This window comes from Massilia sp. X63 (assembly GCF_041023745.1).
Classification (GTDB): Bacteria; Pseudomonadota; Gammaproteobacteria; order Burkholderiales; family Burkholderiaceae_D; genus Telluria.
Genome location: NZ_JBFTEF010000009.1, coordinates 1 through 15,554, shown reverse-complemented (window position 1 = coordinate 15,554; position 15,554 = coordinate 1). Strand labels below are relative to the sequence as shown.

Sequence of the window (15,554 nt, the reverse complement as noted above, 5' to 3'; positions counted from 1 at the left end):
CGATAGTAGGCAGTGATGGTAGCTGGTACTGGTCTTCCGTTGCGTGCGCGCCTAAGTCGGAATGCCGATCGAAATAGGTTTGTGGCGTCCGATGTTTCTACCAGTCCGGCTCGCCGTATGAGCCTTCAGAGAACTGCGTTTGCGTGATGATGTTGCCGTTCGAGCAGCGATAGACTGGCTCCGCGTCGTACTGGCGAGCCGGTACTTGGCCGCAGCCATGTTCTGACAGGTAGCGCGCGAATTGTTCTTCGTTTTCGCGGTTAACATGAAGGTCGCCGATAGCGAATGCGGCGATTGCGAAGGAAATGAGGATGATAATCTTGAAGTCCTTGGAGTCCTTCGCATGGTTACCTCCTTCCCCATGCCATTTGGCCCATGCAAGGATGCCAGCCACACCCAGCATCGCGACCGCTAGTATCGTAGACCAGACCGACGCAGCCATCGCCAAGAAGTAGCAGGCAACCCCGGCACAGGAACGGGTGCGAGAAGGGATAGTCAGCAGGGATTGGAGAGGCATGGGTTTGTCAGTAGGTTGTTATTCCTGCAATATTATCCCTGCCGCGGCGTCTTGTGTAGGGATCGGCGATTGCGGCCAATCGTTTTCGTGGCAAACGCCTTGCCGCCGGCGGGCCGCAGAGTCGGTTTCATGCGCTCGGCCTGGGTGGCGCCAGCGTGCGCGGCGCGCAGCGCTTCGGTCATGCGCCTGACTTCCTCGGCGTGCGCTTTACGCAGGCTCTCCAGCTCCTTGCGCGCCGCAGCAGCCTCTGACTGGGCCTGCGCATGTTCGTGCACCAGGCGCCTGTTTTCACCGACTTGGCCCTGGAGCGAGAGCTCGACGCTCTTGGCGCGCTGGCGAGCCATGTCGATCTCGAGCTGGTGGCGCTGCCGGTCCTTGGCTGCGTCTTCGAGCAGCTTGTCGGCGCGGTCACGCTCGGTCCTGCGCACCTCGTTTAGCTGGACCTCGTGCTCCGCCTGCTTCTCGTATGCGGCCTGCAGCTTGGCATTGAGCTCGCTCACCTCCGTGCCGGTCGCCTCCAGCTGCTCCTTCGTCCCGGCATGCGCCTGGACTTCGGCCTCGTACTGGCCCTGCACCTCGGCCAAGCGCTGCTCTATGCCCTGCACCTGCTCCTGCAGGTCGCGCACCACTTTCTCAGCCTCTTGCGCCTGGAGCTGGAAATCGGCGCGCTCGCCGTCGAACTGCGCACTGGCCGCCGTCTGCAGCTGCATGACGATGTTGTGGAAGGACTCAGTAAAGATCCGCTTCACTTCAGCCGGAAAACCGCTCTCTTGCGGCACGGTTCCCATCGCATGATAGGTTGGCCAGAACACTTCCTCGTGCCACTTCTTGATCTCGTCCTGGATCGTCGACGCTGAGGGCTTCATGACGCCGTTCGTGACCTTGCTGATTTCCTTTCGAATCACCTCAGCGTTGGGATACTGGTTTCTCGCCACCATCCGGTTGGCCAGGTAGCGCGCGAGCTCGCGAGAGTTCTGGAAAGAAGCGTAGTCGACGCTGGTGTGATTCGGTTCGGTCATATGTGTTCTTGTTCGGGCCGGCGCCTCACGCAGGGGCGCAGTCCAGGGTTTCTTCGATATCGGCTATCAGGGCGCTTTTCGGCGCCTGTCGGCAGGCCCAGTACTGCCGGCTCACTCCTTCGCTCGGCACCAGCGCCACCATTTTGCGTAGCTCGGGCACGGCGGCGAAATACTGCTTCAGTGCGTCGGGCAGCGCCAGCGGCTTGCTTGGTAGGTCCAGACAGGCACGGTCGATGTCACCGAGACATCGAATAATAACCTTGTCCTGATGGGTTTCATACTCGCAGGGCATCCACAGGCCGTGGACGCGCACGTATTCGAGCGTGACGGGGGTACTCATTGCATTACAGGTGAATCCGTAGGGTCATGGTGGGGTGGCGGAAGATACTTCAGTACCGGCTGGGTTTCGGCGAAGGCCAGGCTCACTCCGTTTTCGAAGGGAAGCCGACCAGCCCGATCTGGCCAGAGCAACTGGACGGCCCGCAGCGACGTCGATGTGGCCACTGCGTAGTCAAGGGCGAACAGTGCGCGGTGATTGGCCTGATCCGTCGGCACGTGGACCAGCATGGCACGCGTGCCTTTGAATACGTCGTGAAGCACGGTGTTCATCGGGAACGGGGACGGGGCTGCGGCCGGGTGACCTGCTAACGCTTTTCTGATGATGCCTTCGGCAGCCTCGATCGCGACGCGTGGGTCGAGGCCAATGTGCGGCTCATATCCCATCCGCATGTCGGGGCCGACGATGATGAGTTCCGGAAGGCCCTGCTCCGCCAGACCAATCGTGTAGCAGTAGGCTGGGAAGACTTCGCCCGAAACTGCTCCGTCGTCGCGTCCAGCGCACATCCACGCCCAGCCCCTGCTGTCGATCTGGTCCAGTAGATTATTCCAAATGGTGGCGCTGATCGACATTCACATCCCTCAGTCAAATAGATAGGCCCAGCGCGCCGCCGAGCAGGACAACTGTGTGATTATGCCGCAAAAGTTGTTACGCAGCATAGGCACGAGGCGTAAATGTTGCGCCAAGGAATCAAAGTAATCGTGTGAGTGCCAATTATGCAATGTGAACTTCGCATCGGGCAAAATAGAGCCCCACAACCACTGGAGGATTGCCATGAGCACCACCGCAAAGAACACTACCTGGAACGTAACGGTCGAGGATGAAGAGGGCGAGAGCCGCGTGATCGATATTCAGTGGGGCGCGACGGCGCCGACGGTTGGCGAGGCGGCCAGCGCGATCAGGCACATTGTCTTGTCCGACACGATGTTCCCGAAAAATGACACGCGCGAGTCGAGCGACCACACTGCGACGCTGCTTGAAACGCACGGCCACAAGATCACCAAGATCGAGAAGGCCTAGAACGGCAGGACGCCCTGCGCGACCTGATCGTCGGCCAGGTCTTCCTCGTCGACGTCGGCGCTGGGCTCCGCGTCCGGTGCGCTGAACTGTGGTGGCGCCGGCGCGGCCGCGGCGATGAGCGGATCGTCGATCGGGACGGCTGTATCCATCTTCTCTGGCCGCCACGCGAGCTGGGCTTCAGGCGGGAGCTCCTCGAACGGTACCGAGCGCGCCAGCAGGTCTTCTACCGAGTACTCGAGGGAGAGCCCCTGGCGATCCTTGAAGGCGGTACGGCGCAGGACTTCATCGTGCTTGGCCAGCTGCCCGTGCGAGAGTGTGAGAACGCCCAGCAGTACGTATCGCTTGTAAGCGAAGCCGGCGCCGTTACCGACGTGTTCCCCGTCGATGTGCTCGTAGATCCTCTCCAGCTCGAAGTCCTCGAACATCAACGCCGCCTCCATGCCGACACCGAACTGCAGCTCGTGGTTGACGTCCCAGACCTTCGTGCCGTCCTTCAGTTCCGTAAGCGATACGGAGCCACTGTCACCGACGAGGCCTTCTATGTAGTCGCTGCGCAACCCGGTGAAATCTGACCTGCTGTTTTCGTCCCAGTCGGTACCAACGTACAGGTACCGGGGGCGGGGCATCGGCTGAGCAGGGGTGGTTGGCACCTCCGGGATGTCGTAGCGGATGCCGCGTTGGTGGATGTCGCGATAATCGGCCCACACCTGGAAGGGACGTGCCACGCCGTTGAGACTTTGCATCGCATCGACAGCGATCATCATGTCGAGAGGGAGCAGCTTGAACTTCGGCGGCTCGCCGGCGCGCCGCGCCCGCACCCCTTCATCGTGGTCGAGCTGCAGCATGTAGCGGGTGAGCTCGCGCAGGAATTTGGGGTGATATGTATCGGGCTTGACCTCGAGCCAGCCGCCCTTGATCGTGCGGCCGATCCAGTGGCGCCTGGACCAGTCATAGCGCGTTGCGCGGATCAGTTTGTTGAGCTTGTTCAAGCCCTGGGCGTAGGCATAGCGGGGATCGAAAGCGATCATCGCTTCAAGGCTTTTATCCTCGGAGCGCTGACAGCTGTGACATCCGTGTCTTGCTCCGCAACCTTTGCTCTTGCGCGCTCCCCCGGTGTCAGAATAGTTGTCGCGTCACCTGAATGGAGTGGGCCATACCGGGGGCGGGCAAGAGAGATCGTGTGGGACAGTATTCAGCAGAACGAAAAGAAGCGCTGTTGCGGCAGATGATGCCGCCACAGAACCGGTTGGTGTCCGAACTGGCCCGGGAGAGCGGGATCACCGAGCAGACGCTTTATACTTGGCGTCGTCAACTTCGTAGTCAAGGAACGCCAGTGCCAGGTAGTGGAAAAAGTGCAGAAGAATGGAGCTCGGAGGACAAGTTCGCGGTGGTGCTGGAAACGGCGGCGCTGAACGAAAGCGAACTGTCTGAGTATTGCCGCCGCAAGGGGCTTTTTGCGGAGCAGATCGCTACGTGGCGGGCTGCGTGCATGTCGGCCAACGCAAGCGTGGCACAGCAGGCTCGAAGCCTACAGGCGCAGTCGAAGGAAGACAAGAAACGCATCCGCCAGTTGGAGAAGGACCTGCAGCGCAAAGAGAAGGCGCTGGCCGAGGCGGCAGCTCTGCTGATTCTGCGAAAAAAAGCCCAGGCGATCTGGGGGGACAAAGAGGAAGACTGATCAGCGTCCCAGATCGCCTGTTGTGTGTTGAGTTGATCCGGGAAGCAGAGGCAGCTGGCAGCCGGCTGGCACCAGCATGCAGTGAGCTTGGTATCACCCTGCGAACTTTCCAGCGTTGGGTTCGCAATGGCGACGATGCCATCGGTGCCGACAACCGCCCAACCACTGCGAGGCCGGAACCAAGGAACAAGCTGAGTGACGAGGAACGTACCGAGATCCTGGCAGTGGCAAACAGCGAGGAATTCGGCAGCATGCCGCCGAGCCAGATCGTGCCGACGTTGGCTGACCGAGGTGTATACATGGCCTCGGAATCGAGCTTTTACCGGGTCTTGAAGGCTGCGTCGCAGCAGCACTACCGCGGTAAGGCAAAGAAGCCTTCCGGACGGGTGGTCACGAGCCATTGCGCTACGAGGCCGAACCAGGTTTGGAGTTGGGACATCACGTGGCTGCCGGCCGCGATCAAGGGTAAGTACTACTACTGGTACATGGTGCTCGACATCTACAGCCGGAAAATTGTCGGTCACGAAGTGCATGTGGCCGAATCTGCGGAATCGGCGTCAAGGCTGATGCGCCGCGCTAGCCTGGCCGAAGGCTTGGCAGGCCGCCCACTGGTGCTCCACTCGGATAATGGCAGCGCAATGAAAGGCGCCACCATGCTGGCCACGTTGGAGCAATTGGGTGTCGCGCCGTCGTTTAGCAGGCCGCGCGTGAGCAACGACAATGCTTTTGCGGAGTCGCTGTTCAGGACGTGCAAGTACCGCCCGGACTACCCGAGCAAACCGTTCAACAGCTTGGAAGAAGCACAGGCGTGGACACAGAAATTTGTGCGCTGGTACAACCAGGATCACAAGCACAGCGGCCTGAAATTCGTGACGCCGGCACAGCGGCATGGCGGCCAAGCTGATGCGATTCTGAGCCACCGTGAACAGGTGTACCAGGAGGCCAGAAGCCGCAATCCGCAGCGCTGGTCGCAGAATGTCAGAAACTGGAACCTGGACGATCAGGTCTGGTTGAATCCGGAACGGATTCGGCCAGAAGAATTAAAGCAAGTTGCGTAAGGTGACGCGACAACTACGTTGACAAACACCGCGCTTGATGCTCGTCCATAGCCACCACTGAGCACGATGTTCCGGCCGAGTGTGCATAGATCCGGTCAGTCTCTATCATGTCCGAGTACGAGTCGAGCAGGCCATTCGAGATGTTGCCAAGGTGTTCGAACACGTCGTCTTCGGACCAGTCTGCGATCGGCGACAGCACCAGTTCACCGGCTTTGTTTCGAACCGGCTCGATCGCGTTATCGCCTCGTGCACGCATATTGTTGCCGCGGGCGACCGATTCATCCAGGCGCATGCCGAGCACAGTGACTGGCTCCGGTAAGCCTTGATTCAGCCAGGAGGCAAACAGGTTCTTCCGGAACCGTTTTTGTGGCCCACCCTTCAAGTCCGCGCTGCAATCAGCGGAGCCGCCGGGGAAGCTTGGAATGCCGCGGCCGGACAGGATTTTCACCTGCCAGGTCGAGGCCAGGGTCGGCTTAACAATCGCGGTTTTGAGGTTCAATCCGTGCCTGCGCGCGTACTGGCCCATCTTGTTGAGTTCGCTGCGATAGTGATTCGAAATTTCCGGATTTTCAACGAGAGTGTCACTTGTCCCGACGACCAGGACAGGCTCGCCACCTTCGGCCTTGAAGCGGCGCGCTGCCCGCAGACCAATGTCCACACATACGCTCGAGTCCTTTCCGCCGCTGTATCCAAAATATGCAGGTCGACCTTGCACAAACAGGCGGTAGATTGCCTCCTCCGCAACCGCGAGCTTCTCTGCGATATCGTCGGAGATGGCGGGCTTGCGGGGATGGAACTGCAGAGTTTCGATCTTCATCGGCGATGCTGTTTGCGTTCCCACACACACAAACGTTTGTGGGAGACACGCGTTCTGTTTGTGATGCTCGGAGTGTAGGAGTCAGCGAGACGCGTGGTTGCAACGCAACCGGCAGCGGCGTGGCCAAGCCACCGAACACTGGAAGGTGCGTGGATACATGTGATAACATTCTCATTGACAACATTTGCATGGGTGATTACCATGTATCCACAGCGAGAGAAACGATGAAGCTTAGAAAGATCGGCAATTCCCAGGGCACCACGTTCAGCCGGGACGTCTTGAACAAGGCTGGCTTTGCGGACGGCCAAGAACTCGACATCGTGGCCTCGCCAGGCGAGATAAAGATCGTTCCGGCCGCGGTCGAGGGCGTGTTGGTATCGCTCACGGTTGCCGAGGCGAGGGCGCTCGCTTCCGGGAAGATCGACTCGAGGCCCGGCCTCGCTGCTGTAAATAAGGTCCGGCGCCTAATCGGCGAGGAAGAGAATTAAGAGAATGGCAATCAAAACCACTGGCGCAGAATTCTGGCGCTTCTATAACGACGAGAAGGCGTGGCCCGAAGGCGCATGGCATGAGGACACCGTTGTCAAGGTTGACGGCGAGGTCGTCGATGATTACACCCGCGAGCTGGTGCCTGATGGCGCGCAGGTTGTGATCGATGGCGGCGTGATCTACATGGACGAGCGCGGCGATAAGAGCGCTGCGTTCGAGAGCCACTTCCGGAAGTGGCGCAAGGCCCAGGATACCGTCGCGCTCGTGGTTGAATGCCCAGCTGAGGTCGTGGAGACGGTCAAGGCAGCCATCAAGGCTGCAGGCGGCAAGGTGATTTGAAGGGGGCAACATGCGAGACGTATTTGAACCGCGCAACGAGCCGGCCAAGAGCATCTACTTGGCGTTCCAGGCAGAGGCGGCGAAGCGCCAAGGACGCCCGCTTCAAGACCGGCTTGAGGCCGAGCGCGCGGCGGTGCATCAGGAGTGTCAGCGCCAGGCCGAGAGCCGCGGCCTGAACGCGCCGACGATCGACGAGGTAGCCGCTGCCGAGCGATACGCCATGGGCTCGATCGACTACGGCTTCAAATGGGCATATCAGCTCGCGCGCATCATGACTCCCGTCGCCGGCGCGCCGGCCAAATAGGAATAGAGAAATCATGGCTTCACAGAAGTGCTGGCTCCTCAAGTACGTCGTCGGTAATCCCGCGATGTTTTCGCGCGTGACGACCGACGATTCCAGCCCGGCGCGACGTGCCTTGGTGCTCGAGGACGCGGCCAAGGTGGCGGCAAACGGCTGGCGGGTATGGGTCGAGCATGCAGTCACCGGCGCGCGGATTTTCGAGAGCGACGCTGAGAAAGCGCACCAGAAGGCCGCCAAGGCCGGATAACACTCAACCGATTTGAAAATGACCGAGAGCTGCACGTTGAGGAAGAGCGCGAGGCCATGTCGAGCTTGCCCATGGCGCGAGGACGCCAGCGCGCGCGACATCCCGAACTTCGACATGGATTTGGCCGAATCCTTGGCCGCGACATGCCCGGATGAGCGCGGGATGGGGCCAGACTTCAGTGTCAGCCTGTTCGCATGCCACAAGAGCAGGGAAGGCAAGGAAATCGCCTGCGCCGGTTGGCTGGCGATGGTGGGTCACCGGCATCCCCAGGTGCGCCTGGCAGTACTGACCAAGCGCCTCACGCCTTCTACGCTGGAGCCTGGCGCTGGCTGGCCAGCCCTTCACACGAACTACCAGCAGGTGCTCAAGAAGCTTCGCGCGACCAACCCGGCGCCGGCTCAAACGCTGCCTCCGGCTGCAACCTGACCCCACGAGGACAAGATGAACGAAGACTTGATCGAAGCGTTCGGCCAGTTTAACGATGCTGCCTATGCCATGCAGCACACCCAGATCGCGGACGCGAGTGCTGCGGCCGCCCGCCTAGAAGCTACGCGCCAGGCCTGTTACGCTCTGTTCATGCAGGCGGTAAAAGACGAGGTCACCGCGCTCCGTGGCCGGAGTTGATGGAATGAAGGCTGCTCTCACACGGGTGCTTGATCACCTGGCCGCAATCGGCATCGAAGTACACATTGTGCCAGGCGCCACTGGATTCATTCCCGGCTGCCGTATCGAAGCCGGCGCGCTGTTGGTCGATCCAGAGTGCGCACCCTCCGCAGTCCTCCACGATGCCGGACATGTAGCGCTGGTACCCTCACGGTTTCGTTCCTACATGTCCGACAACCTGGGCGATGGCATGAAGCGGATGTTCGATGAGCTCCACGAGATGGACCTGCCGCCTGACCACCCACTTCAGCGCGCGGCGATCCAGTGTAGCGATCCCGAGGCGACGGCTTGGGCCTGGGCTGCTGGAATGGCTGTCGGCCTGGCGCCGGAAGAAATCATCCTTGACGCAGAATATGGCGGTACCGGCGCCGAGATCCGCTCGATGCTGCAGGCGAACCAGTATGTCGGCATCAACGGACTTGCTCACGCAGGGATGTGTAAGCGCGGACACTGGGTGGCCCCAGAGGCGCGGTACCCGAACATGCATTGCTGGCTGCAGGCGGCGTAACAGTCAGGCTGTTTTTTGCGCAGGAGGCAAAATGGTGGCACTAACAGATTTAATTGTGGCACAGGCCGGAGAGTACGACGAGATGCAACGCCAGTTCAAAGCCGAGCGCGTGGAAGTGCCGAGTGACGCCGAGGTGCTGACGGCGGCGCTGCGCGATTGGGTTGGCGCGGACGGAACCCCGGTGCTGGCCGCGGGAGAATATGCCGACCTCGATGACACTGAGGTTGTGACCAGGCGGATGAACTGAGCGTGGTGGCCAGGATGAAGCCTACAGAGCCGGACACAATCGACTCTGCCGATCAAGCCAAGCTCATCGCGCTCTACAAGCGCTTGTGCCCCGACGACCAGGTTACGCCCGACGATCCACGGATGCCAGTGATCGCGGCAGAGGTGCTCGACGTGGGCCGGGCAGCTACGCTCGAAGAGGCACTCGATGTCATCGGCTACTGGAGCTTGCCGCAGGACTGGGCGCGCGAATTTGCGACGTCCGTGCGGCGATCGATCAGGCGGATGAAGTTGACCGGCGATTGACGAACTTTTAATGGCGAACTCGTGTGGGCTCGCCGAACAGGCGCCGCTGGCGCTCCGCACCGGACGGCATCCGGAATTCAACCAGACCCATGAAACTTCTCGCTACTCTCCTTGCCGCCATGGCCTTCATCGCGCCGGCGGCTGCCGCTTCCAAAAACGACACGACTACGCCGGCGAGCTGGCTCAAGTACTACCAGGCTAACCTCCCCGAGGCGAAGGCCATGCTCCAAGCATGCGTTGCCAAGGGTTTCGACGTACTCCGCGGCGAAGAACTCATCAAATGCGAAGCAGCGCGCGACGCATGGCACTTCCAGCCCTATAAGCCCAAGAAGTAGGCAGCTTGCGGGAGCGTTGGCCATGGCCATCTCCCGCGGCCGTCATGCAAATGCCAGCTGCCCGAGCCCCTCGTTTTCGTCGAGATCGGCCTCGAGCTCGCATGGTGCGGCGGGCAAGTGATCCTCGATCCAGTCGGCAAGGGTCGTTTTCCCTATCCATCCCGCAGTCTCGCGCCTGAGGGCATTGTCAATCTGGAGCCAGCTCCAGCGGCCGCCTGGAGCGGCCGCCCCGAGACTTTGTCGGGTCGGGTAATGGCCATGCACACCGACATAGGCGCCGACCCAGGCATGCAGATTTGGCTGGGTGAGCAGGCGTACAGCGGGATATTCCTGGTCTAGCCATACACTCAGGCGCATCTTCTCCGACCAGCCCATCGCACCCCGCTCCATCACGGCGCTGATCCTCTCCCACGTCCAGCCGCTTCTCGCAGCCACAGGCGTCTCGCAATCCTTGGTGGGGAAGCAGCCGTGCATGGCTACGTGGTCCCGGACCCACCGGCGCAGGTTTGCCGGCGTCAGAAAGCGCTCGTCAGGATAGGTGCGATCCAGCCACTTGGCCAAGCTCTCGCCCACTACCCAGCGCCAAGCACCCCGCACCATGGCGCTCTCCACCTGAGCCCAGGTCCAGCCGGCGCCCTCGATCGGCCCCGACTTCGCCGCTGGCAGCGCGCGGCCGTTCCGATCGGCATAGTCCTCGACCCAGCGGCGCAGCCGCGCTTCAGGCACTTCTTCGTACTCGGGATAGCGCTTCTGCATCCATTTAGTCAGGCTGCTGCCGGCCTGGATAAGGGTGTTGTCGAGGTTCGCCCAGGTGAAGTTGTGCCCGGCGACCTTACCGGACTCCCGGAAGGGATACTCGCCGTCATGCGATACCCGGTACGCTGCGACAAGCTCATTGATCCTGTCTGCGGTCAAGCGTGCCGACCGGGTTCGCTTGAGCTGCGGGTACTGGTCGGCCAGCCAATCGGCCAGTGAGGCACATGTGGTGAAGCTGAGCTTCCCGGCGCGCATCGCGTCGTTCACAGATAGCCAGGTTCGATCGGCGCCGGGAATGGCGCCTGCGTGCGCATGCGGGAGCGCACCGTCGTTGGCAGCCATGTGCGCGGCAACCCACTCCCGCAAGATGGCGCTGGTGATCGAGGATAGCGTCACGACATGCCCATTCCCATGCCGCTCGTATCGTCTTCGTCGCTTTGTTCGCCGCCGGGAGAGTAGAGCTGGCCGGTGGCCGCCAGCTCGTCCTTCAGCTCGTCCCAGTGGGTCGCCACCCAGCCACTATCACGGTTGCCGAAGTTCAGCTCGAGATCCGCGCGAACCCGCGTCAGCAAGGTTTGTGCGAGGTGCTGCATGTGCGCGTCATCCACATAGTTGTGCTGGAGTTCGGCATCCTGCTGAACCAGGCGAAGCGCGTCGCCAATGCCCCACGCAGCAAGGGCGACCCCGCGATCGCGTAACATCGCCGCAAGGTCCGCGTTACCCAGTTTCTCGGTCATCAGCGCGGCCAGTTTATTTCCCAGCTGCTCGCGTGTGCCCGTGTCCACGACCGAGCCCAGGATTTTCTCGACCTGCAGCGCGAGGTGCTTCGCCGCGGCATCCAGGTCGTTGTGGGCCAGCGCCTGGTCGATGTCACTGCCGAAAACCTTCGCACTGGACGAATCGACGCTGTAGCGCACGTTGCGGCTCAAATACAGGCCATCGCCGCCGAATTCGAAGAGTCGAGGGCGATCGCTATGCCAGCATCCTTCCAGTTTCATCGCCTTCAAGCCATGGCCGTCGTCGAAATGGTTCGCAAGCGCGAAGACGGTCCCGAGACCGGCGCTACCTTCGAAATTGTGATTCTCGAGAAGCTTGTTGAATGCAACATCATCCGCGGTGCCGAAGTGCTGCGCCAGCAACCGCAGGTAGTCCTGGATGGATTCGTCGGCGGGATCGGGCAGCGGCAGATTCAGGTCGCTCGCCAGAGACGCAAGCCCGTCGTGAATTTCATCCCAGGTGGGTTCATCGGACTCAGACATGCTTGCGATGTAGACCTGGCCGTCACCAGGCTGGCTTTCATCCAGGTTGAATGCGCCGAACAGGGCGGTGATGACAGGCGTCACGTTCTTCAGCACGAGCACGCCGGTGGAATCGTAATAGTTGTTTGCCATTTCAATCCTTCTTTAAATTGCAGGTATTCAGGCGGGGGCGAAAGTGCTCTCGGAAGAATCCTCTTCTTCGTCTTCTTCGTCCGGGAAGAGCTGCTCGAAGCCTTGCGCTGCGTGCCAGGCCGGGTTCGGTCCATCAATCTCGTTACCTGTGACCAGGTCGAGCCAGGCGCCCAGCTGCTCGTCGACCTCTTCGGCCTCGACCGGGAGGAGAGATGCAGTGCGGCTCACCTGCGCGCCGGCCGCTTTGGCGCGGTTTTTTTCTACCCAGTCCAGCATGTACTGGCCGCGCAAGTCCATCGTGCGGCCCGTAGGGTGGTCTTTTCGAGCAGCGAAGTCCCAGGCGAGGGAGTCGATACTTGCGATGCGCGGGTGCTGGCCCAAGTGCTGCATGCTTCGCCCTTTAACGCCAAAAAGGTGAATCTTGGTATGTGGTGGCAAGATACCATCTAGACCATCCAGCACGGCGAAAACCCCGACATCGCCATGCAAATTACGCCGGCACATGGAGCCCACTCCAATCAGATCGGGCCACTCGAAAAGAGGCAGCCTTTCGGCGCAATAGACGTACTGCGAAGGCGTCCAGCCTTGCAGCACCGGCATCGGCGGCGGGAGGCCACGGTCAGCTGCAGCGCGGCGCAGTTCGCCATACATACGCGCCGTCTCAGCTACCCTGAACATCACTCCAGCTTTGTCGCCGGCAATTTCCGGTTCGACACAATGATCCATGCTTGCGTACCACGCCCAGTCATACGATTCGACCAGATTCAGGTACTGCTCAACGGACCACGGAAAGCCATTATATTTCTGCGCGGCAACAAAACCACCACTGTCCAAGGCGGCGTTCAGGCCGCCAAAATGGGCGCGATCAGCCATGCGCACGCTCGTGATTTCACCGAACTCATTGCGCCGCATGAAGGCGTTAGCCGAGAAAAGGACAGGAAGGCCGGCGTCCCGTGCGATCTCGACCAGACGGCCGCCGGGAAGCGGGATACCCGCGCGGATCATGACGGGAGAAGTCATTCGTTTCTCCAGTCGTCACCGGCCAGCGCGCGCAGCTCGCGCGCGTCCTCGGCGAGGCGCCGAGCCCTGGTGCGTTGGCCAGTGACGGTCGCGTGCGCGCGGGCCGACATCGGCGGTGCCGTCATGATGGTGCGCAGGCTTGCCTGGTTTTCGCCAAGCTCTAGATTGCGATGGGCGATGCTGCGGGTAGGGGCGAGTGTCATGGTGCAGATCCTGGTCGTTACGTTAATGCCCACTCGATCAGCTTGCCGATGAAGTAGCCAACCACCATGGTGCGAGCCGTCCACCAGTAGAACGCCCGCGAGCTGGTGCGATACATCGCCGTCAGGCCCCAGGAACGTGTGCGAGGGTGGCCGCCTGGCCCACCGATAGAAACGATCCCTCCGATGCGCTGGGCGAATGAAGGCTTGGGAAAATTCTTGGTCATGTTCAATCCGGAAGGTGGTTGTGCGATCGGGCGAGTATAGGAATGCCCTTGAAGCGTGGTTGCAACTTGGGCATGCCCACGCCGCACGTCATTGCACAGCTTTTGGGGCCGATGCAGCCAGCACCTGGAACACGGCCGCCTGTGTGTCGTTGGCGCTGGTAAGTGCGATCGAGGTCGCGAGGAGCTGGTCCAGCGCGCCGCCCGAGATGTGCTCGGCTACCCAGGCCTCGGCGCCGGCGATCGCGTTCTCCTGGTCGGCTGGGTCGTCCGTCGCAGCATTGGCGGCGGCCGCCGCAAGATTGCCCTTGGCGCTGTCCACCACATCCCAGCGGAACTCGTCTTGAGCTTCGTCTCCGCCCGCCTCCAGTTCGAGCGCCAGCTCGCCGATGAGCAGGCCGTGCTGCACCTTGCAGAAGGCGATCTCACGCTCGAACTGGGTCACGGCCGCATTGCGGGCTTCCGGCGCCGACCAGGCCGGCAGTTCGGCCTCGAGCGCGAATCCTTCGGCCACCGGGTCCGCGAGGACATGGGCATTCGCCGTCAGGAGGCTCTCTTGGACGTCGGCCACGTCCGCGCGGCCGGCGTCGACATACCCGCGAGCTGTGTGCAGCTGCATGGCGACGACGCGCTGCTGCGCGGTATCGAAGGCAATGCGCAGGTCGGTCGGCGCGCAGCCTTCGGCAAAGATATGGGACCACTCACCGACGATGTAGCGGCAGACCGCGCCTTGCGGCCGCTGGTCTGGGGAAATAGGGAGGACAGTTGGGTCCGGCATGGCTTGCTCCGAATTCGAGTTGCGTAGTGCGAGCAAGTGTAGAGAGCAGCCCAAGGCGTGGTTGCAAGAGCCAGATTTGCAGCAGGTACAGGCCGTGCTTATATTCGGTGTCGACAGGCGACACCTGGTCGCCGCCGATAAGGAAATCAAAATGACCCAACCTGTTATTCCGCCAACCCCCACCGGGCCGCGCATTCGCAAAGTAGCGCCCGAAGCGCTCAAGGCCGCATATCTATCTCTTTATCCCGCGGTGGCGTCTGGCTTGGCCGCCCATCCTGCCGCTGCCCAAACGTGGATTTCGGTAGTCGAGGCGGATCCCGCCGGCACCATCGGCCAGGGTGGAAAATTTTGGAGCCTCGCACTGGCCTACTTCAAGGCGCTTGATCTGCCTCGCCCGAACACACCAGAAATGGCGCTGTTCGTCTTGACGAATCCCGACCTGGAAAAGCAGCCTACCGAGCTGACCTACGTGAAGGCATCGACGCCGGGCGGGGACAATATTGACCTCATCGTGAGGGCGATCTCGCGCGAGCACGCGGTGCTGGCCTGGCGTGACCATTTCGACGGCTGGGATTTGCCTGATCGCCCAACGTCTGTCACGGTGCTGCCGCACGTTGGGCCGCCGGGGGCGCTTCCATGGAGCGACTTCAATGCAGATGAAGGGGATGACGAGCAATCGGAAAAATCGCACGCGCCAACGCCTTAATACTGGCGAGACCGTAAATGGGTCGAATAAAATGAATGTTCGACCCACTCGAATATCTACTAATTAACATGATCGACCTGCTTAAACTGGACTACAGCCAACTACGCGAATTGGGCCAACAAGTCGCCCAACAAATTTCCGTGGCGGAGAAACAGGAATTAAAACGCGCGGCCGAGCAGATCGAGGAAATTGCAAAGTCGCTCAACATGAGCGTGCCCGAATTACTCGATGCGACCGGAGTAATGTCCCGAAAGGCGAAAAAGACGGCGAGCGTGGCGAACGCGAAAGGCCAGGCGCGCTATCAGAATCCCGAGAATGAATCGGAGACTTGGACTGGTCGCGGCCGTAAGCCGTTCTGGCTTGTCAAATACCTGGAGGCGGGCGGCGCGTTGGACGCGCTGCGAGTCGCCCAGTAAAGCGCCACATCAATCACGAAAAGGAGCTGCAAGGCTCTAATGCCGTTCAGTTAAGGTAGCTTCTTGACCTTTCGAATGGCATAGCGCTTCGGCGCTGCCTTGACGGCCCGGTCGCATTTGCGGCCGGGCCGTTCGTCTTTCAGGAGGCTGACCAGCCTTTCCCGAAGGTGCTTCATCGAGGCAGGCAATTTGCCGTAGGACCTG

26 protein-coding genes are annotated in these 15,554 nt (G+C 61.1%); 14 read left to right on the top strand and 12 right to left on the bottom strand.

Annotated features, from left to right (window positions below):
* Nucleotides 1-97: 97 nt before the first annotated feature.
* Genes AB3347_RS17510 through AB3347_RS17495 form a run of 4 tightly spaced genes read right to left on the bottom strand, consistent with a single transcriptional unit; the run spans nt 98 to nt 2,445 of the window.
* Complete coding sequence (locus AB3347_RS17510) at nt 98-517, bottom strand: hypothetical protein (protein WP_369093070.1); 420 nt, start codon at nt 515-517, stop codon at nt 98-100.
* Between the two features lie 32 nt (nt 518-549).
* Nucleotides 550-1,536 carry a DNA-binding protein gene (locus AB3347_RS17505; RefSeq protein ID WP_369093069.1) on the bottom strand — a complete coding sequence of 329 codons (987 nt, stop codon included), beginning with the start codon at nt 1,534-1,536 and terminating at the stop codon, nt 550-552.
* A gap of 25 nt (nt 1,537-1,561) precedes the next feature.
* The gene (locus AB3347_RS17500) at nt 1,562-1,876 is read right to left on the bottom strand and encodes a hypothetical protein (protein ID WP_369093068.1); all 315 of its coding nucleotides are present in this window, start codon (nt 1,874-1,876) and stop codon (nt 1,562-1,564) included.
* Nucleotides 1,873-2,445 (bottom strand): DUF4262 domain-containing protein, encoded by a 573-nt coding sequence (locus tag AB3347_RS17495; protein WP_285381952.1) that lies wholly within the window; start codon nt 2,443-2,445, stop codon nt 1,873-1,875. The genes AB3347_RS17500 and AB3347_RS17495 overlap by 4 nt, the downstream gene beginning before the upstream one ends.
* 202 nt (nt 2,446-2,647) lie before the next feature.
* On the opposite strand from AB3347_RS17495, the gene AB3347_RS17490 reads away from it, so the two are divergent.
* Complete coding sequence (locus AB3347_RS17490; protein ID WP_285381951.1) at nt 2,648-2,893, top strand: hypothetical protein; 246 nt, start codon at nt 2,648-2,650, stop codon at nt 2,891-2,893.
* Here AB3347_RS17490 and AB3347_RS17485 read toward each other — a convergent pair.
* Entirely contained in the window at nt 2,890-3,921 is a 1,032-nt protein-coding gene (locus tag AB3347_RS17485; protein WP_369093067.1) for a hypothetical protein, read from the bottom strand. The genes AB3347_RS17490 and AB3347_RS17485 overlap by 4 nt on opposite strands.
* 152 nt (nt 3,922-4,073) lie before the next feature.
* Between AB3347_RS17485 and AB3347_RS17480 the strand changes: the two genes are divergently transcribed.
* Nucleotides 4,074-5,629 (top strand): IS3 family transposase gene (locus AB3347_RS17480; RefSeq protein WP_369093066.1). Its coding sequence is split into 2 segments (ribosomal slippage): nt 4,074-4,536 and nt 4,536-5,629, totalling 1,557 coding nucleotides; the frame shifts between segments, so codons are not numbered across the junction.
* A 13-nt stretch (nt 5,630-5,642) separates the two neighbouring features.
* Here AB3347_RS17480 and AB3347_RS17475 read toward each other — a convergent pair.
* Nucleotides 5,643-6,446 (bottom strand): hypothetical protein, encoded by an 804-nt coding sequence (locus AB3347_RS17475; protein WP_369093065.1) that lies wholly within the window; start codon nt 6,444-6,446, stop codon nt 5,643-5,645.
* Nucleotides 6,447-6,634: 188 nt separating this feature from the next.
* Between AB3347_RS17475 and AB3347_RS17470 the strand changes: the two genes are divergently transcribed.
* The 10 genes from AB3347_RS17470 (at nt 6,635) to AB3347_RS17425 (ending at nt 9,859) form a co-directional block, all read left to right on the top strand.
* Nucleotides 6,635-6,934 carry a hypothetical protein gene (locus AB3347_RS17470; protein ID WP_285381948.1) on the top strand — a complete coding sequence of 100 codons (300 nt, stop codon included), beginning with the start codon at nt 6,635-6,637 and terminating at the stop codon, nt 6,932-6,934.
* 4 nt (nt 6,935-6,938) lie between these two features.
* Nucleotides 6,939-7,274 carry a hypothetical protein gene (locus AB3347_RS17465; protein WP_369093064.1) on the top strand — a complete coding sequence of 112 codons (336 nt, stop codon included), beginning with the start codon at nt 6,939-6,941 and terminating at the stop codon, nt 7,272-7,274.
* A gap of 10 nt (nt 7,275-7,284) precedes the next feature.
* Complete coding sequence (locus AB3347_RS17460; protein ID WP_369093063.1) at nt 7,285-7,578, top strand: hypothetical protein; 294 nt, start codon at nt 7,285-7,287, stop codon at nt 7,576-7,578.
* Between the two features lie 13 nt (nt 7,579-7,591).
* Nucleotides 7,592-7,822, top strand: a complete 231-nt coding sequence (locus AB3347_RS17455; protein ID WP_285381945.1) for a hypothetical protein — start codon at nt 7,592-7,594, stop codon at nt 7,820-7,822.
* Between the two features lie 18 nt (nt 7,823-7,840).
* Nucleotides 7,841-8,248, top strand: a complete 408-nt coding sequence (locus tag AB3347_RS17450; protein WP_369093062.1) for a DUF6283 family protein — start codon at nt 7,841-7,843, stop codon at nt 8,246-8,248.
* A 15-nt stretch (nt 8,249-8,263) separates the two neighbouring features.
* Nucleotides 8,264-8,446, top strand: coding sequence for a hypothetical protein (locus AB3347_RS17445; RefSeq protein ID WP_285381941.1), 183 nt, complete (start codon nt 8,264-8,266; stop codon nt 8,444-8,446).
* A gap of 4 nt (nt 8,447-8,450) precedes the next feature.
* Nucleotides 8,451-8,993 carry a hypothetical protein gene (locus tag AB3347_RS17440; RefSeq protein ID WP_369093061.1) on the top strand — a complete coding sequence of 181 codons (543 nt, stop codon included), beginning with the start codon at nt 8,451-8,453 and terminating at the stop codon, nt 8,991-8,993.
* Nucleotides 8,994-9,024: 31 nt separating this feature from the next.
* A complete protein-coding gene (locus tag AB3347_RS17435; RefSeq protein WP_369093060.1) occupies nt 9,025-9,240 on the top strand; it encodes a hypothetical protein in 216 nt (71 codons plus the stop codon).
* A gap of 14 nt (nt 9,241-9,254) precedes the next feature.
* The gene (locus AB3347_RS17430; RefSeq protein WP_369093059.1) at nt 9,255-9,524 is read left to right on the top strand and encodes a hypothetical protein; all 270 of its coding nucleotides are present in this window, start codon (nt 9,255-9,257) and stop codon (nt 9,522-9,524) included.
* Between the two features lie 89 nt (nt 9,525-9,613).
* Complete coding sequence (locus AB3347_RS17425) at nt 9,614-9,859, top strand: hypothetical protein (RefSeq protein ID WP_285381934.1); 246 nt, start codon at nt 9,614-9,616, stop codon at nt 9,857-9,859.
* 42 nt (nt 9,860-9,901) lie between these two features.
* Here the strand turns inward: AB3347_RS17425 and AB3347_RS17420 are convergent, their stop codons facing one another.
* From AB3347_RS17420 to AB3347_RS17395, 6 genes are all read right to left on the bottom strand, one after another.
* Nucleotides 9,902-10,957: a hypothetical protein gene (locus tag AB3347_RS17420; protein WP_369093058.1), complete on the bottom strand. Its 1,056-nt coding sequence runs from the start codon at nt 10,955-10,957 to the stop codon at nt 9,902-9,904.
* A 50-nt stretch (nt 10,958-11,007) separates the two neighbouring features.
* On the bottom strand, nt 11,008-12,006 hold the full coding sequence (locus AB3347_RS17415) for a hypothetical protein (RefSeq protein ID WP_369093057.1): 999 nt from the start codon (nt 12,004-12,006) through the stop codon (nt 11,008-11,010).
* Nucleotides 12,007-12,033: 27 nt separating this feature from the next.
* The gene (locus tag AB3347_RS17410; RefSeq protein WP_369093056.1) at nt 12,034-13,026 is read right to left on the bottom strand and encodes a hypothetical protein; all 993 of its coding nucleotides are present in this window, start codon (nt 13,024-13,026) and stop codon (nt 12,034-12,036) included.
* Nucleotides 13,023-13,229, bottom strand: coding sequence for a hypothetical protein (locus AB3347_RS17405; RefSeq protein WP_369093055.1), 207 nt, complete (start codon nt 13,227-13,229; stop codon nt 13,023-13,025). Before AB3347_RS17405 ends, AB3347_RS17410 begins: the two co-directional genes overlap by 4 nt.
* Before the next feature lie 17 nt (nt 13,230-13,246).
* On the bottom strand, nt 13,247-13,453 hold the full coding sequence (locus AB3347_RS17400) for a hypothetical protein (protein WP_369093054.1): 207 nt from the start codon (nt 13,451-13,453) through the stop codon (nt 13,247-13,249).
* Nucleotides 13,454-13,541: 88 nt separating this feature from the next.
* Nucleotides 13,542-14,228, bottom strand: a complete 687-nt coding sequence (locus AB3347_RS17395) for a hypothetical protein (RefSeq protein ID WP_369093053.1) — start codon at nt 14,226-14,228, stop codon at nt 13,542-13,544.
* Between the two features lie 76 nt (nt 14,229-14,304).
* Between AB3347_RS17395 and AB3347_RS17390 the strand changes: the two genes are divergently transcribed.
* Together AB3347_RS17390 and AB3347_RS17385 are read left to right on the top strand one after the other, a co-directional pair.
* Entirely contained in the window at nt 14,305-14,934 is a 630-nt protein-coding gene (locus AB3347_RS17390) for a hypothetical protein (RefSeq protein WP_369093052.1), read from the top strand.
* Nucleotides 14,935-14,969: 35 nt separating this feature from the next.
* A complete protein-coding gene (locus tag AB3347_RS17385; RefSeq protein ID WP_369093051.1) occupies nt 14,970-15,350 on the top strand; it encodes an H-NS family nucleoid-associated regulatory protein in 381 nt (126 codons plus the stop codon).
* Nucleotides 15,351-15,554: the final 204 nt, after the last annotated feature.

Excerpts from the sequence above, each read along its gene's own strand:
- AB3347_RS17510 (WP_369093070.1), bottom strand. The coding sequence starts at position 517 with ATGCCTCTCCAATCCCTGCTGACTATCCCTTCTCGCACCCGTTCCTGT.
- AB3347_RS17505 (WP_369093069.1), bottom strand. The coding sequence starts at position 1,536 with ATGACCGAACCGAATCACACCAGCGTCGACTACGCTTCTTTCCAGAAC.
- AB3347_RS17500 (WP_369093068.1), bottom strand. The coding sequence starts at position 1,876 with ATGAGTACCCCCGTCACGCTCGAATACGTGCGCGTCCACGGCCTGTGG.
- AB3347_RS17495 (WP_285381952.1), bottom strand. The coding sequence starts at position 2,445 with ATGTCGATCAGCGCCACCATTTGGAATAATCTACTGGACCAGATCGAC.
- AB3347_RS17490 (WP_285381951.1), top strand. The coding sequence starts at position 2,648 with ATGAGCACCACCGCAAAGAACACTACCTGGAACGTAACGGTCGAGGAT.
- AB3347_RS17485 (WP_369093067.1), bottom strand. The coding sequence starts at position 3,921 with ATGATCGCTTTCGATCCCCGCTATGCCTACGCCCAGGGCTTGAACAAG.
- AB3347_RS17475 (WP_369093065.1), bottom strand. The coding sequence starts at position 6,446 with ATGAAGATCGAAACTCTGCAGTTCCATCCCCGCAAGCCCGCCATCTCC.
- AB3347_RS17470 (WP_285381948.1), top strand. The coding sequence starts at position 6,635 with ATGGGTGATTACCATGTATCCACAGCGAGAGAAACGATGAAGCTTAGA.
- AB3347_RS17465 (WP_369093064.1), top strand. The coding sequence starts at position 6,939 with ATGGCAATCAAAACCACTGGCGCAGAATTCTGGCGCTTCTATAACGAC.
- AB3347_RS17460 (WP_369093063.1), top strand. The coding sequence starts at position 7,285 with ATGCGAGACGTATTTGAACCGCGCAACGAGCCGGCCAAGAGCATCTAC.
- AB3347_RS17455 (WP_285381945.1), top strand. The coding sequence starts at position 7,592 with ATGGCTTCACAGAAGTGCTGGCTCCTCAAGTACGTCGTCGGTAATCCC.
- AB3347_RS17450 (WP_369093062.1), top strand. The coding sequence starts at position 7,841 with ATGACCGAGAGCTGCACGTTGAGGAAGAGCGCGAGGCCATGTCGAGCT.
- AB3347_RS17445 (WP_285381941.1), top strand. The coding sequence starts at position 8,264 with ATGAACGAAGACTTGATCGAAGCGTTCGGCCAGTTTAACGATGCTGCC.
- AB3347_RS17440 (WP_369093061.1), top strand. The coding sequence starts at position 8,451 with ATGAAGGCTGCTCTCACACGGGTGCTTGATCACCTGGCCGCAATCGGC.
- AB3347_RS17435 (WP_369093060.1), top strand. The coding sequence starts at position 9,025 with ATGGTGGCACTAACAGATTTAATTGTGGCACAGGCCGGAGAGTACGAC.
- AB3347_RS17430 (WP_369093059.1), top strand. The coding sequence starts at position 9,255 with ATGAAGCCTACAGAGCCGGACACAATCGACTCTGCCGATCAAGCCAAG.
- AB3347_RS17425 (WP_285381934.1), top strand. The coding sequence starts at position 9,614 with ATGAAACTTCTCGCTACTCTCCTTGCCGCCATGGCCTTCATCGCGCCG.
- AB3347_RS17420 (WP_369093058.1), bottom strand. The coding sequence starts at position 10,957 with ATGGCTGCCAACGACGGTGCGCTCCCGCATGCGCACGCAGGCGCCATT.
- AB3347_RS17415 (WP_369093057.1), bottom strand. The coding sequence starts at position 12,006 with ATGGCAAACAACTATTACGATTCCACCGGCGTGCTCGTGCTGAAGAAC.
- AB3347_RS17410 (WP_369093056.1), bottom strand. The coding sequence starts at position 13,026 with ATGACTTCTCCCGTCATGATCCGCGCGGGTATCCCGCTTCCCGGCGGC.
- AB3347_RS17405 (WP_369093055.1), bottom strand. The coding sequence starts at position 13,229 with ATGACACTCGCCCCTACCCGCAGCATCGCCCATCGCAATCTAGAGCTT.
- AB3347_RS17400 (WP_369093054.1), bottom strand. The coding sequence starts at position 13,453 with ATGACCAAGAATTTTCCCAAGCCTTCATTCGCCCAGCGCATCGGAGGG.
- AB3347_RS17395 (WP_369093053.1), bottom strand. The coding sequence starts at position 14,228 with ATGCCGGACCCAACTGTCCTCCCTATTTCCCCAGACCAGCGGCCGCAA.
- AB3347_RS17385 (WP_369093051.1), top strand. The coding sequence starts at position 14,970 with ATGTTCGACCCACTCGAATATCTACTAATTAACATGATCGACCTGCTT.